The sequence below is a fragment of the Mesonia profundi genome (assembly GCF_031085155.1).
Classification (GTDB): domain Bacteria; phylum Bacteroidota; class Bacteroidia; order Flavobacteriales; family Flavobacteriaceae; genus Mesonia; species Mesonia profundi.
Window position 1 is genome coordinate 76,535 of sequence record NZ_JAVHUL010000003.1, and the last position, 13,183, is coordinate 89,717.

12 protein-coding genes and 1 tRNA gene are annotated in these 13,183 nt (G+C 36.7%); 9 read left to right on the forward strand and 4 right to left on the reverse strand.

The genetic code is table 11. From position 1 onward, the window contains the following. Positions 1–2: 2 nt before the first annotated feature. The 3 genes from RBU60_RS02015 to RBU60_RS02025 are packed head-to-tail and all read right to left on the reverse strand — an operon-like array spanning position 3 to position 3,131. Positions 3–1,163: an efflux RND transporter periplasmic adaptor subunit gene (locus tag RBU60_RS02015; protein WP_308862956.1), complete on the reverse strand. Its 1,161-nt coding sequence runs from the start codon at positions 1,161–1,163 to the stop codon at positions 3–5. A 5-nt stretch (positions 1,164–1,168) separates the two neighbouring features. Then, a complete protein-coding gene (locus RBU60_RS02020) occupies positions 1,169–2,530 on the reverse strand; it encodes a TolC family protein (RefSeq protein WP_308862957.1) in 1,362 nt (453 codons plus the stop codon). Next, positions 2,520–3,131 (reverse strand): TetR/AcrR family transcriptional regulator, encoded by a 612-nt coding sequence (locus RBU60_RS02025; RefSeq protein WP_308862958.1) that lies wholly within the window; start codon positions 3,129–3,131, stop codon positions 2,520–2,522. The genes RBU60_RS02020 and RBU60_RS02025 overlap by 11 nt, the downstream gene beginning before the upstream one ends. A 207-nt stretch (positions 3,132–3,338) precedes the next feature. Between RBU60_RS02025 and RBU60_RS02030 the strand changes: the two genes are divergently transcribed. From RBU60_RS02030 to odhB, 3 genes are all read left to right on the forward strand, one after another. Beyond that, positions 3,339–4,313, forward strand: coding sequence for a polyprenyl synthetase family protein (locus RBU60_RS02030; protein WP_308862959.1), 975 nt, complete (start codon positions 3,339–3,341; stop codon positions 4,311–4,313). A 137-nt stretch (positions 4,314–4,450) separates the two neighbouring features. Further along, the gene (locus RBU60_RS02035; RefSeq protein WP_308862960.1) at positions 4,451–7,225 is read left to right on the forward strand and encodes a 2-oxoglutarate dehydrogenase E1 component; all 2,775 of its coding nucleotides are present in this window, start codon (positions 4,451–4,453) and stop codon (positions 7,223–7,225) included. Positions 7,226–7,259: 34 nt separating this feature from the next. Continuing rightward, positions 7,260–8,543 carry a 2-oxoglutarate dehydrogenase complex dihydrolipoyllysine-residue succinyltransferase gene (gene odhB / locus RBU60_RS02040; protein WP_308862961.1) on the forward strand — a complete coding sequence of 428 codons (1,284 nt, stop codon included), beginning with the start codon at positions 7,260–7,262 and terminating at the stop codon, positions 8,541–8,543. Between the two features lie 220 nt (positions 8,544–8,763). Here the strand turns inward: odhB and RBU60_RS02045 are convergent, their stop codons facing one another. Beyond that, the gene (locus RBU60_RS02045; protein ID WP_308862962.1) at positions 8,764–9,201 is read right to left on the reverse strand and encodes a retropepsin-like aspartic protease; all 438 of its coding nucleotides are present in this window, start codon (positions 9,199–9,201) and stop codon (positions 8,764–8,766) included. 78 nt (positions 9,202–9,279) lie between these two features. Between RBU60_RS02045 and RBU60_RS02050 the strand changes: the two genes are divergently transcribed. The 6 genes from RBU60_RS02050 (at position 9,280) to RBU60_RS02075 (ending at position 13,163) form a co-directional block, all read left to right on the forward strand. After that, a complete protein-coding gene (locus tag RBU60_RS02050) occupies positions 9,280–10,053 on the forward strand; it encodes a TatD family hydrolase (protein WP_308862963.1) in 774 nt (257 codons plus the stop codon). Continuing rightward, complete coding sequence (locus RBU60_RS02055; RefSeq protein ID WP_308862964.1) at positions 10,053–11,084, forward strand: asparaginase; 1,032 nt, start codon at positions 10,053–10,055, stop codon at positions 11,082–11,084. The genes RBU60_RS02050 and RBU60_RS02055 overlap by 1 nt, the downstream gene beginning before the upstream one ends. 77 nt (positions 11,085–11,161) lie before the next feature. Continuing rightward, a tRNA-Ser gene (locus RBU60_RS02060) sits at positions 11,162–11,249 on the forward strand. A 69-nt stretch (positions 11,250–11,318) separates the two neighbouring features. Next, the gene (locus RBU60_RS02065) at positions 11,319–12,113 is read left to right on the forward strand and encodes a MotA/TolQ/ExbB proton channel family protein (protein WP_308862965.1); all 795 of its coding nucleotides are present in this window, start codon (positions 11,319–11,321) and stop codon (positions 12,111–12,113) included. Between the two features lie 29 nt (positions 12,114–12,142). Beyond that, on the forward strand, positions 12,143–12,550 hold the full coding sequence (locus tag RBU60_RS02070; protein ID WP_308862966.1) for a hypothetical protein: 408 nt from the start codon (positions 12,143–12,145) through the stop codon (positions 12,548–12,550). A gap of 10 nt (positions 12,551–12,560) precedes the next feature. Beyond that, positions 12,561–13,163 carry an ExbD/TolR family protein gene (locus RBU60_RS02075; RefSeq protein ID WP_308862967.1) on the forward strand — a complete coding sequence of 201 codons (603 nt, stop codon included), beginning with the start codon at positions 12,561–12,563 and terminating at the stop codon, positions 13,161–13,163. The last annotated feature ends 20 nt before the right edge of the window (positions 13,164–13,183 follow it).

Consider the following 13,183-nt stretch of genomic DNA (forward strand, 5'->3'; position numbering starts at 1 on the left):
AACTATTGTTTAGTTTTAACTTCTTGACCGTCTCTAATCGTTCTCGTGCCTTCTACAATAATAGTTTGGCCGCTTTCTAGACCTTTGGTTACTTCAATTTTGTTGTCATAACTTAACCCGGTTTCTACGATAATTTTTTCAGCAACGCCTTTATTACCGTCTTTACTTTCAAACAGGTAAGCAATTTTTTCTCCTTTAGAATTTTCTTGTAAGATATTCTGCGGAATTGTAATGGCATTGGTCGCCGTATAATCATTTAATTTTACGGTAGCAATAAGGTTAGGTTTTACCGCTCCATTGCTATTAGGAACGCTTATGCGGATTTCAAAACTCCTGTTGTTGGGGTTGATGTAATTAGAAACTTTCTCTACCTTCCCTTCAAACTCTTTTCCAATAGAACTTAAAACTACTTTTACGTCACTTCCTTTACGGATTTTTCCTAGGTAAGTTTCTGGCACTTCGGCTACGATGTACATTTCATCTAAATTCACTAATCTAAAAAGCTGATTGGCACCCGGAGAAACCACTTCTCCTTGATCTGAAAATACCTTGTCTATTGTTCCAGAAAACGGAGCCTTAACGGTAGTTTTAGCCAATTGAGCTCTTAATTGGTTCACTGAATTTTTCATCGCATCAAAATTGGTTTTGGCTTCCAAGAATTGAATTTCTGATCCAATTTTTTGATCCCAAAGTCTTCCTTGACGCTCAAACGTGGTTTCTGCTAAAGCTAATTGTGTTTCAGATTGTGCTAACTGGCTGGATAAACCGCCATCGTCAATCTTGGCTAGAATTTGTCCCTTCTTTACGTTATCGCCTTCTTTAATATAGATTTTTGATAAAACTCCAGAAAATTCAGGGTAAAGAATAATATTTTTATCGGTTTCTACATCTCCTTGTATTTCTACATAATGCTTAAAAACGCTGTCTTGTAACTTTTCTATGGAAACCAAAACACTTCGGCTTACCGTATCTAACTTTTCAATTTCTTGGTTAAGCTTTTCTATTTCCGCTTTAAGCTTGGTTTGCTTAGAGGTTAACTCCGATTTTTTGGCTTTTATTTGAGAAATTTCCCCGGTATCGATGACATCATCTATCGATTTTTCTTTCTCTCCGCAAGAAAAAAGACTTGCTGCTATACATAAAGTTAAAATTGTCTTTTTCATGATGATTATGGATTGCTAATGCTTATGTTAGGTGTATTTAAAACGGTTTCTAGTTCTGCTTTAGAGTTCAATACTTCTAGCATAGATTCTAAAAACTCTTGTTGGGTTTGGTATAATTGTGTTTGGGCTTGGCGAAGTTCAAAACTAGTAGCAAGACCTTCAGAGAACTTAATCTGATTTTTGTTTTCGATACGTTCTGCCAATTTTAAATTTTGTTTTGCCGTACGGTAGTTTTCAATCGCAAATTGATAATCGTTTTTTGCTTTGTTCATCTGCAAGCGTATTTGTTCTTTAGATTGTTCAAATTGCGTTTGCGCTTGTTCTAAAGCAATTCTGGCTTGTGCGGTTCTTGCGCTTCTCTTAAGAGAACTAAAAATAGGAATGTTAAGACTTACGCCCCAGATGGAAGATTGATACCATTCTTGGTCATTAGTTAAAAAGCTGAAGGTTTCACTGTTTCCAGTAGTTCCGTAATTGATAAACGTACTAAGGCTGGGTAATGCTTTTGCACGCTCTAAGTTGAATTCATGTTCTCTTTGCTCAATAAGGTTTTGAGCCAGTTGATAATCTACATTCTCCTCGATCGTAGGGTCCACGTTCATGAGTTCAAGACTAATGTTTTCTTCAGCTAGATTATCTAAATCATCGGTTAGAGTGATGTCGTTCTTTAAGGGAATTCCCAGCGTAAGATTGAGCATATCTTCTGTAATCACCACCAGTCTTTTGGCATTATTCAATTGATTGGTAATTTGCAATAACGTAATTTGTATTTGCTCTACGGCTTCTTCTTCTTGCAATCCATTTTCAAAAATCTTCTTGGTCTCGTCATAGTTTTTTTGAAGCGTAGTTTGATTGCTCTCTAGGATGTCTACCAGTTCTTGCGCAAGAAGCACATTTCCGTAGGCATCAATCACACTTTTCCTTATCTCCAAAGCGGTTTTTTGCGCATTGGTGTTCGTGTAATTTAAAAAAGTACGAGAAGCCCTTATAGCCACAAGGTATGAACCGTCAAAAATAAGTTGCGTAGCAGTTGCCGTAGCGCTAAGGTTTTGCTTAGTCCCAAATTGAATAGGAATGAAAGTCCCTGGAGGACCTCCAGTAATTTCTGCAGGGAGTAATTGTACAGGGCGTTTTAAACTATTTTGGTAATCCACATTGGCCTCAATTTGAGGAAGACCATCTGCCGTAGTTTCCCACTTTTTCTTTAAGGCAATTTCAATATCTCTTCTTGCATTAATGGCGTTATAGCTACTGTCTAAGGCGCGTTCTATAGCTTCATCTAGGCTAAAGCTATATTCCTTTTGTTTCTCTTGAGCGAAGAAAGAAAAGGAAACGAGAAATAATAAACAGGTGAGTTTAATTTTCATGAATTGGGTTTTTTGCTAGTTTTTCTAAGATGACTTGTCCTTTTGCAGAAACGATTCCGCGAATATGATAATCTAAAAAATGCTTAACTAAAAAGGAGGTAGGATAGTTTTCTTCGGGGAAATACTCACTGTTTTTAATGCCTTCAAGCATCATATAATAAAAACGATATACAATATCTACTCGAATGTCTTTTCTATAAAGCCCTTCTTTTACACCTCTGTTGAGGTTGCAGACCACACATTCCTTCATGCGAACCATCTTGTTAAGACGTAAATTCTTATCGATATTGGGGTAGTATTTTTTTAATTGGTACTGTGGTGATGATTTTTCTTCGCGTAAACGTTTTAGAATGTATTGGTGAATACATAAAATTTCATTGATGGGGTTAAGCTCTTCAGCAATGATCTCGTCAATACCTTCTGTAATGCTGTTGTATAATTCTATGGAGCACGCCTCTACCAATTTAGATTTGGTTTTGTAATGCGCATAGATTGTTTTCTTCGATATGCCTAAATTTTCGGCAATATCATCCATAGTAACGCTTTTAAACCCTAGGTCTAAAAACATTTCAGTAGCCTTATTTAAAATCTTTTCTCTCATAATCGGCGCAAAAGTATAACAGAAACTTTTAATACCCGTAAAGTTTTCTTAGTTTTTATGCTAAATTTATGATTCTCTACCTTCCTGCTGAATGAAGAGAAAAGTAAGGGTTTTGAAGAGAGAAGGGGAGTAAGTATAAAAAGTAAGCTATAGCAGGCTTAAAATAAGTACAATTATGGTATTTTAGCTGAAAATTTTATCAAAAGCATGAAAGATATTAATGTGTATAGGAAAGAGTTTTTAACCTATTTAGAAAGCAAACTAACTCATAAGGAACCTGAAAATTTATATGAACCCATGCATTATATCCTTCATCTAGGAGGTAAAAGATTGCGTCCTATTTTGGTGTTGATGTCTGCAGAGGCTTTCGGTTCTACTTCTCAAAAAGCCTTAGATGCTGCTTTGGCAGTAGAGATTTTTCATAATTTTTCTTTGGTGCACGATGATATTATGGATGACGCGCCTTTGCGAAGAGGAAAAAAAACAGTGCATGAAAAATGGGACATCAATACAGGAATTCTTTCTGGTGATGCGATGTTGATTAATGCTTACCAGCTTTTTGAAAACTATGAAGGGGAGCAATTTAGGAAACTGGCCAAGTTGTTTAGTAAAACGGCAATGGAGGTTTGCGAAGGGCAACAATATGATATAGACTTTGAAACGCGTGATGATGTTAACTTAAAGGAATACCTTCATATGATCAAATACAAAACTGCGGTTCTGGTGGGGGCAGCACTAGAAATGGGAGCGATTGTAGCTCATGCAAAAGATGCTTGTAGGCAGCAAATCAATGAATATGGTTGCTTGTTGGGAATTGCGTTTCAGTTACAAGACGATTACCTCGATGCCTTTGGAGATCCAGAAACCTTTGGGAAACAGATAGGTGGAGATATTATTGAAAACAAAAAAACCTTCCTTTATTTAAAGACCTTAGAAGAGAGTTCTACTGCCGAAGCAAAACAACTAGAGCACTTATACACGATTTCTCCTCAAAATCCGCAGGAAAAGATAGAAACGGTAAAGCAGCTGTTTGTAGATAGCGGCGCGGCTAATCTAGCTAAAGCGGAAATAGAGAAGTACACGCGAAAAGCATTTAAGGTATTGGAGGAAATGAATATCTCTGAAACTAAGAAAAAACCCTTTAAAGAGTTTGGAGAATTGCTGATGACGAGGTCGGTTTAAGTCTACTTGGGTATATAAAAACATCCTAACAGTAAAAACTTATCAATTATAAGAGAATTTTATAATTTGAGACGCGCTATATTTAGTAAAAATTGTATTTTTGAAATGTTTTTAAAACACAACAGTATATTCCTCTTATGGATCAATTTTCATTTCTAAATGCGGCCAATACCGCATATTTTGCAGAGTTATATGATCAATATCTGCAATTCCCCGATAGTGTAGAGCCTAGTTGGAGAGCTTTTTTTCAAGGGTTTGACTTTGGTAAATCGTCTCATGGCGAAGAAACCGAATCAACACCGCAACCAAACAACACCTCTTCTCATCAAGCAGTAGATATCCCTGAAAACGTTTTTAAGGAGTTTAGGGTAGTTCAACTCATTGATGGATATAGATCCAGAGGGCACTTGTTTACAAAAACAAACCCAGTACGGGAACGTAGAAAATACGAGCCTACCTTGGCAATCGAAAATTTTGGATTGTCAAAAGAAGATTTAGAGACTAAATTTTCAGCCGGAGAGATATTAAAATTAGGGAAAGCTACCTTAAAAGAGATTATAAATCATTTAGATAGGATTTATTGTCACTCTATAGGGATAGAATATATGTATCTTAAGAGTCCAGAAGAAATCAAATGGATTCAAGAGCGACTTAATATAAACGAAAATCATCCTAGATTTTCTAAGGATGAAAAAATACAAATTCTTAAGAAGTTAAATGAAGCCGTTTCTTTTGAGACCTTTTTACACACCAAATATGTAGGTCAAAAAAGATTCTCTCTAGAAGGAGGCGAAAGCTTTATTTCTGGTATCGATGCCTTAATTGAAAGCGCAGCCGAAAAAGGAGTAAAAGAATTTGTAATGGGAATGGCTCACAGAGGCCGATTAAGTACACTAGCGAATATCTTCGGAAAAAATCCTAAAGATATTTTTGGTGAATTTGATGGTAAAGATTACGAACAAAAAGTATTTGACGGGGATGTAAAGTATCACTTAGGGTGGACTTCTTGCCGTAGAACAGACAGCGGAAAGGGAATTTTATTGAATATTGCTCCTAATCCATCTCACTTAGAAACCGTAGCGCCAGTAGTGCAAGGTATCGCAAGATCTAAGCAAGACAGGCATTATTTGGATAACCCAAAAAGTGTATTACCTATTATTGTTCATGGAGATGCCGCTATTGCCGGACAAGGAGTAGTTTATGAAACCGTGCAAATGGCTCAGTTAGATGGGTATAAGACACAGGGAAGTATTCATGTTGTGATTAATAACCAGATTGGTTTTACCACTAACTATTTGGATGCGCGTTCTTCTACTTATTGTACAGATGTAGCTAAGGTAACACTTTCTCCAGTACTTCACGTAAATGCAGATGATGCAGAAGCGGTAGTTCACGCGATGTTGTTTGCGTTAGATTATAGAATGAAGTTTGGTAAAGATGTGTTTATCGACCTGTTAGGCTATAGAAAATATGGTCATAACGAAGGAGATGAACCTAGATTTACACAACCAAAATTATACAAAGCAATTGCTAAGCATAGCAATCCTAGAGATATCTACGCTGAAGAATTAATAGAGCAGGGAGTTATTGAAGAAGGTTATGTGAAAGAAATTGAGAAAGAATATAAAGACAGATTAGAGCGAGATCTAGAAATTTCTAGAAAAGAAGAAACTACCATTATTACTCCAATTATGCAAGAAGAGTGGGAAGGATATTCTTATGGTACAGAAGCTGATATGATGGAGACCGTAGATACTACCTACGATCAAGATAAATTAGATGCCATAGCGAAGAAAATCACAACGCTTCCAGGAGATAAAAAATTCTTGCGTAAAGTGACTAAGTTAATCAATGCGAGAAGTGAAATGTACTTTGAGAAAGACAGCTTAGATTGGGCAATGGGAGAACTGCTTGCTTATGGTACTTTACTAGAAGAAGGACATGACGTAAGAATGACGGGGCAAGATGTAGAAAGAGGTACGTTTTCACATAGGCATGCGGTCTTAAAAGTAGAAGAGAGTGAAGAAGAAGTGAACTTGCACAATCATATTTCAGAGGAGCAAGGGCATTTTTATATTTACAATTCTTTACTTTCAGAGTATGGTGTAGTTGGCTTTGATTATGGATATGCCATGGCAGATCCTAATGTGTTATCGATATGGGAAGCTCAGTTTGGAGATTTCAGTAATGGAGCGCAAATTATGATTGACCAATATATTTCTGCCGCAGAGGATAAGTGGAAATTGCAAAACGGATTGGTAATGTTGCTTCCACACGGATATGAAGGTCAGGGGGCAGAACACTCTTCGGCAAGAATGGAAAGGTATTTACAGCTTTGTGCAAAAGACAATATGTATGTGGCTAACTGTACTACTCCGGCTAACTTCTATCACCTGTTAAGAAGACAGATTAAAATGGCTTTTAGAAAGCCTTTAATCGTATTTACGCCAAAAAGTTTATTAAGACACGCTAAGGTTACTTCTACCAAAGAAGAATTAGCTACAGGATCTTTCCAAACTTTAATAGATGATAAAGAGATGAGCCCAGAAAAGGTGAAAACCTTAGTTTTCTGTATGGGGAAATTCTATTATGATCTATTGGCAAGAAGAGAAGAATTAGAACGAGACGATATAGCTTTGGTAAGGTTGGAGCAATTGTTCCCATTGCCATCGGCTAGAATCAAAGAGATTATTAATAAATATGAAAACGCAGACGATCTCGTTTGGGCTCAAGAAGAACCAAGAAATATGGGAGCTTGGAGTCACTTATTGTTGCATTTAGACGATGCACGTAAGTTTAGAGTTTGTAGTAGAAAGTTTTATGGAGCACCTGCAGCAGGGAGTTCTGCGAGATTTAAGAGAAGACACGCAAGAGTTATCGAAAGTGTTTTCGATAAAACAGTAAATGATTAATTTTAAAAATACGATTCCGAAATAAATAGAAATTATGGCTTTAGAAATGAAAGTCCCTTCACCGGGAGAGTCGATTACAGAAGTTGAAATTGCAGAATGGTTGGTAGAAGATGGCGATTATGTAGAAAAAGACCAAGCAATAGCAGAAGTTGATAGCGATAAGGCGACCTTAGAATTGCCTGCAGAAGCAAGTGGTATCATTACGTTTAAGGCGGAAGAAGGAGATGCAGTGCAGGTTGGAGAAGTGGTATGTTTAATTGATACCGAGGCTAAAAAACCAGGAAGCGATTCTTCAGAAGACACTTCTGATAAAAAAGAGGAAAAAACAGACGTTAAGGAAGAGAAAGAAGATAAGAAGAAAGAAGACGATAAAGCGGAAGCTAAAGCCGAAACTCCTTCTAAAACTTCAACTCCAGAACAAAAACAAGACGATAAAAACTACGCTAGTGGAACTCCTTCTCCAGCAGCTAAAAAGATTTTATCTGAAAAAGATATGGACGCTAAAGACGTTGATGGTTCAGGTAAAAATGGAAGAGTGACAAAAGAAGATGCTGTAAATGCAAATCCTTCTATGGGAACTCCAGGAAATGGAAGCAGAGGAGAGTCTAGATCAAGAATGTCTATGTTACGTCGTAAAGTAGCAGAACGTTTAGTGAGTGCTAAGAATGAAACCGCGATGTTAACGACCTTTAACGAGGCCGATATGTCAGCGATCTTTAACTTAAGAAAGAAATACAAAGAAGACTTTAAAGAAAAGCACGGGGTAAGCCTTGGGTTCATGTCTTTCTTTACCATGGCGGTAGTAAGAGCATTAGATATGTATCCTGCGGTTAACAGTATGATCGACGGGAAGGAAATGATTTCTTACGATTTTAAAGATATTAGTATTGCGGTTTCTGGTCCTAAAGGATTAATGGTGCCGGTAATGAGAAATGTAGAGAACCTTACTTTTAGAGGAGTAGAAAGCGAAGTAAAACGCTTAGCGCTTAAAGCTAGAGATGGAAAACTGACTGTAGATGAAATGACAGGTGGTACCTTTACTATTTCTAACGGAGGTGTTTTTGGATCTATGCTTTCAACTCCTATTATTAATCCTCCACAGAGTGCGATTTTAGGAATGCATAATATCATTGAGCGTCCTGTGGCGATTGATGGTGAAGTAGAAATACGTCCTATGATGTATTTAGCACTTTCTTATGACCATAGAATTATTGACGGGAAAGAGTCTGTTGGTTTCTTAGTAGCGATTAAAGAAGCTTTAGAAAGCCCAGAAGAGTTATTAATGGATAATAAAGTAAAGAAAGCTTTAGAGCTTTAAGTAAACTATAATTATATATAAAGCCGCTTTCAATCAGTTGAAAGCGGCTTTTTTGTTTCTATAAATTTGAATTATTTTTTTCTATACTGAACTGAAAAGAAGTGAATTTTATGCGGTATTTGATTAGTAGTTGCTCGATATTGAGTCTAATATCTAATAGCGCCCGCTCGAAAGGGTACGGGCGGTTAGCGGTCTAGGCTCTAGATTCTAATTAATCGACTTACTTCAAATACAAACACTTGTTTTTATAATCTATCACGGCTTTTCCTTTTTCAAGCATGTCGGCGCCAATGATGCCGTGTACCTGGTCGGCGTTATGGTTTTCTAAGGCTTGGTTCACGTGGCTTAGGTCAAACAAAACCAGGCTTATTTTCTTCTTTTTCCAACCTTTAATCTTCAGTTCGTTTTTTACTGAAACTTGTGTCAGCATATCGGTAGCGCCGGCTCCAGCCGCTTTTACATCGCTATCTTCGGTAAAGAGTTTAAAATATTCGGCGGTGTCAAGTCCTACACAAGAACTGGAAGCGCCAGTATCTAAGATAAAATTTCCTTCCACTCCGTTTATTTTCGCTTTCACCTCTAAATGATTGGTAGCGGTGGTCTTTAATTTAATGCGGATGTACTCTTTTTCTTTTAATAATTTTCGTAACGTAGACATTCTTCTTTTTTTGGCAAAGATAGCCGAAGAAAATCAATTAGTTTTGCAAATCATGTTTCGCTTAAAAATTAATCTTTTATGAAGTTGATAGATACCCACACCCATTTATATAGTGACGCTTTTGCGGAAGACCGACAAGAAATGGTACAACGTGCCCTACAAAAAGGAGTAGGGAAATTCTTTTTGCCCGCCATAGATTCAGAAACCACCCAGTCGATGTACGATTTGGAAGTACAATTTCCCAAAGAAATGCATTTAATGATGGGACTTCATCCTACTTCCGTTAAGGGAAATTATAAAGAAGAATTACAGCACGTAAAAGACCAATTTGCCGAAAGAGATTTTTGTGCGGTAGGCGAAATAGGAATCGATTTGTATTGGGACAAGTCTACTTTAGGAATTCAGCAAGAAGCTTTTAGGGAGCAAATTAAGTTAGCGAAAAGTAAAGATTTACCCATTGTAATTCACTGTCGGGATGCTTTTGAGGAAGTTTTTGAAGTCTTAGAAGAAGAAAAAGACGAAAAGCTTTATGGAATTTTCCATTGTTTTACAGGAACTGAAGCACAAGCAAAACAAGCTTTGTCTTATCAAATGAAATTAGGTATTGGCGGGGTAGTGACCTTTAAAAACGGAAAAATAGATCAGTTTTTAGAAAATATCGATCCAAAACATATCGTATTGGAAACCGATGCGCCTTATTTATCGCCAAAACCCTTCCGCGGAAAGCGAAATGAAAGCAGTTATGTAGTGTATGTGGCCGAAAAGCTAGCAGAAATTTATAACTTGCCGGTTGAAGAAATAGCAAGAATCACGTCAAAAAATGCGTTAGACGTTTTTAAACTCTATAAATAATGCAGGAAAATAACTCTAAGATTTTATTGATTTATACCGGTGGTACTATTGGGATGATTAAAGATTTTGAAACCGGTGCCTTAGTAGCCTTCAATTTTGATGAGTTATTGCAAAATATCCCCGAGTTGAAACTCTTAGAGCACAGCATAGATACCGTTAGTTTTGAGGAGCCTATTGATTCTTCTAATATGAATCCCGAGTATTACAAGCAAATTGTAGAGGTGATTGAGGAGAATTATGAGGCTTATGATGGGTTTGTCGTTTTGCACGGAAGTGATACCATGTCTTATTCCGCTTCAGCGATCAGTTTTATGTTAGAGAATCTTAATAAGCCTATTATTTTTACGGGATCGCAGTTGCCTATTGGAGATTTAAGAACCGATGCGAAAGAGAATCTCATTACCTCCATTCAGTTGGCTGGTTTAAAAGAACATGGTAAGAATGTGATTACTGAAATAGGTTTGTATTTTGAATATAAACTCTACAGAGCCAACCGAACTACCAAAATAAACTCTGAAAACTTTCACGCCTTTGCATCTTTAAATTATCCTGCGTTAGCAGAATCTGGGGTAAATTTATGGGTGAATAAACCTAAATTAAAGGAGCCTAATCGAAAAAAAAACCTCATTGTTCATAAAGAATTGGAAGATGATGTATTCATTTTAAAGCTTTTTCCGGGAATAAATGAGGCGATGGTTTCTCATATATTGTCTGCAAAAAACTTAAAAGCAATCGTTTTAGAAACTTATGGGAGTGGAAATGCGTGTACAGAAGATTGGTTTATCAATCTCTTAAAGGAAGCGATAAAAAACGAAATTAAAATTGTAAATGTGACGCAATGTGCTGGAGGCAGTGTGATTATGGGACATTATGAGACCAGTACGCAGCTCAAAAAGATAGGTGTAATTTCTGGAAAAGACATGACAACGGAAGCTGCTGTAGCCAAATTAATGTATTTATTGCCAAAAGATTTGTCTCGAAAAGTCTTTAAGACTATATTTGAAACATCGCTAAGAGGAGAAATGGCATAAAATTAACGTCACTTATTTTTGAGACTTAATTTTTTTTTATTATTTAGCGTTTCGTTTCGGCAGTCGTAGCGGTGTATAGAGAGGTGGCCGAGCGGTCGAAGGCGCACGCTTGGAAAGCGTGTATACGTTTATAGCGTATCGAGGGTTCGAATCCCTTCCTCTCTGCTTTTTAAAATGAACAAAAATTTTTATATATTTAAACCTTTAACTAATAATTAATTAAGACAACAAGTAATGAAAAGATTATTTTCTATTCTGGTAATCGCAACAATTATGGTCTTTGGGGGCCTTACTGCAAACGCGACTAATAGTGTAAACACATTGCCAGCCGTAACTTCGAATATTGTACAAGATAACGATGAGGCAGGATCAGCGGCTCAGGGAGAAGAAAGCCTAGGTTTTCATCAGGAGCTTAAAAAACGTTTTATAGAAGGTGGTGCCGGCTTTATGGGGATCGTACTTTTATGTTTAATTCTTGGTTTAGCCATTGCGATTGAGAGAATTATTTACTTAAACCTTTCTACTACGAACTCTAAGAAGTTAGCGCAAGACGTAGAAGATGCTTTAAACAGCGGAGGAGTTGAAGCTGCAAAGGAAGTTTGTAGAAATACAAAAGGACCTGTTGCTTCCATCTATTACCAAGGTTTAGATAGAGCCGACGAGAGTATAGATGCTGCAGAAAAAGCAGTGGTATCTTATGGAGGTGTTCAAATGGGACAATTAGAGAAAAACGTTTCTTGGGTATCTTTATTTATTGCCTTAGCGCCAATGCTTGGGTTTATGGGTACGGTAATCGGGATGATTGACGCCTTTGATAAAATTGAAGCCGCAGGAGATATGCAACCTTCATTAGTAGCAGGAGGTATTAAAGTAGCACTTCTAACCACTGTATTTGGTCTTATTGTTGCAATTATTCTTCAAGTTTTTTATAACTACATTATCGCAAAAATCGATAGTATCGTAAACGATATGGAAGATGCGTCTATTACTTTAATAGATATCTTAGTAGATTACAAGAGAAGAAAATAATTGAGTAATTAACCTATAATACAACGATAATGGTATTACATAAAATTTTAAAGATACTAACCCTAATAATTGGTGTGGTTGCATTGATTATGGGAATATGGCTATTTGCTACAAGCGAACAGTCTTTAGTGCAGCCTATGATGATGCTTGCTTACGCAGTTCTTGCTATAGTTTTGCTTATTGTTGCAGTTTTTGTAATTAAGGATTTATTCTCAGGTAATGTGAAAAACACCTTGATTTCTGTAGGAGCATTTATAGTAGTTATTGCTATTGCATTTTTCCTCTCAGACGGAACAGCAACGCAAATGAAGAATGGAGAAATGCTTACTGCTACTGAATCTCAGTGGATTGGTGCTGGTCTTAGAACCTTCTATATTTTGGCAGCAATCGCCGTAGGAGCAATGATTTTTTCGGGAGTTAAAAAATTAATTAAGTAAGAATTTAAATATGGCAAAGAGAAATGCACCAGAAGTAAATGCAGGTTCGATGGCAGATATTGCTTTCTTACTGCTTATCTTTTTCTTGGTGACAACTACTATAGAAACCGATGCTGGGATCAATAGTAAATTGCCACCAATTGAAGATGTTCCAGAAAATCCACCTCCACGTAAAGAGAAAAATATTTTTATTGTATTGGTGAATGCAAATGAAGAGTTATTGGTTGAGGATGAAAGAATGAATCTTAAAGACCTAAGACAGGCTGCAATTGATTTCCTAGATAATGGAGGTCAAGATTGTAATTACTGTCAGGGGCGTAGAGATCCAGCTTCATCAGATAATCCTTTAAAAGCAGTAGTTTCTTTACAAAACGATAGAGAAACCGAGTATGGCGCATATATTGCCGTACAGAATGAATTGGTTGCGGCTTTTAATTTCTTAAGAAATAGAGAAGCCAATCGTTTGTTTGGAAAATCTTTTGTGAAGATGGAAAGAGACTTTAACGATTCAGAATACCGAGGAAGTAAAGAAAAGCTGGAAGAAGATATTAAAACTATTAGAGCTATGTTTCCTTTAAACTTATCGGAAGCTGAACCTAAAGAGAGAAAATAAAAGACAAATAAAAATTCATT

Bases quoted from the DNA above. Each gene is read 5' to 3' on its own strand.
- RBU60_RS02015 (WP_308862956.1), bottom strand. From the start codon at position 1,163: ATGAAAAAGACAATTTTAACTTTATGTATAGCAGCAAGTCTTTTTTCT.
- RBU60_RS02020 (WP_308862957.1), bottom strand. From the start codon at position 2,530: ATGAAAATTAAACTCACCTGTTTATTATTTCTCGTTTCCTTTTCTTTC.
- RBU60_RS02025 (WP_308862958.1), bottom strand. From the start codon at position 3,131: ATGAGAGAAAAGATTTTAAATAAGGCTACTGAAATGTTTTTAGACCTA.
- RBU60_RS02030 (WP_308862959.1), top strand. From the start codon at position 3,339: ATGAAAGATATTAATGTGTATAGGAAAGAGTTTTTAACCTATTTAGAA.
- RBU60_RS02035 (WP_308862960.1), top strand. From the start codon at position 4,451: ATGGATCAATTTTCATTTCTAAATGCGGCCAATACCGCATATTTTGCA.
- odhB (WP_308862961.1), top strand. From the start codon at position 7,260: ATGGCTTTAGAAATGAAAGTCCCTTCACCGGGAGAGTCGATTACAGAA.
- RBU60_RS02045 (WP_308862962.1), bottom strand. From the start codon at position 9,201: ATGTCTACGTTACGAAAATTATTAAAAGAAAAAGAGTACATCCGCATT.
- RBU60_RS02050 (WP_308862963.1), top strand. From the start codon at position 9,280: ATGAAGTTGATAGATACCCACACCCATTTATATAGTGACGCTTTTGCG.
- RBU60_RS02055 (WP_308862964.1), top strand. From the start codon at position 10,053: ATGCAGGAAAATAACTCTAAGATTTTATTGATTTATACCGGTGGTACT.
- RBU60_RS02065 (WP_308862965.1), top strand. From the start codon at position 11,319: ATGAAAAGATTATTTTCTATTCTGGTAATCGCAACAATTATGGTCTTT.
- RBU60_RS02070 (WP_308862966.1), top strand. From the start codon at position 12,143: ATGGTATTACATAAAATTTTAAAGATACTAACCCTAATAATTGGTGTG.
- RBU60_RS02075 (WP_308862967.1), top strand. From the start codon at position 12,561: ATGGCAAAGAGAAATGCACCAGAAGTAAATGCAGGTTCGATGGCAGAT.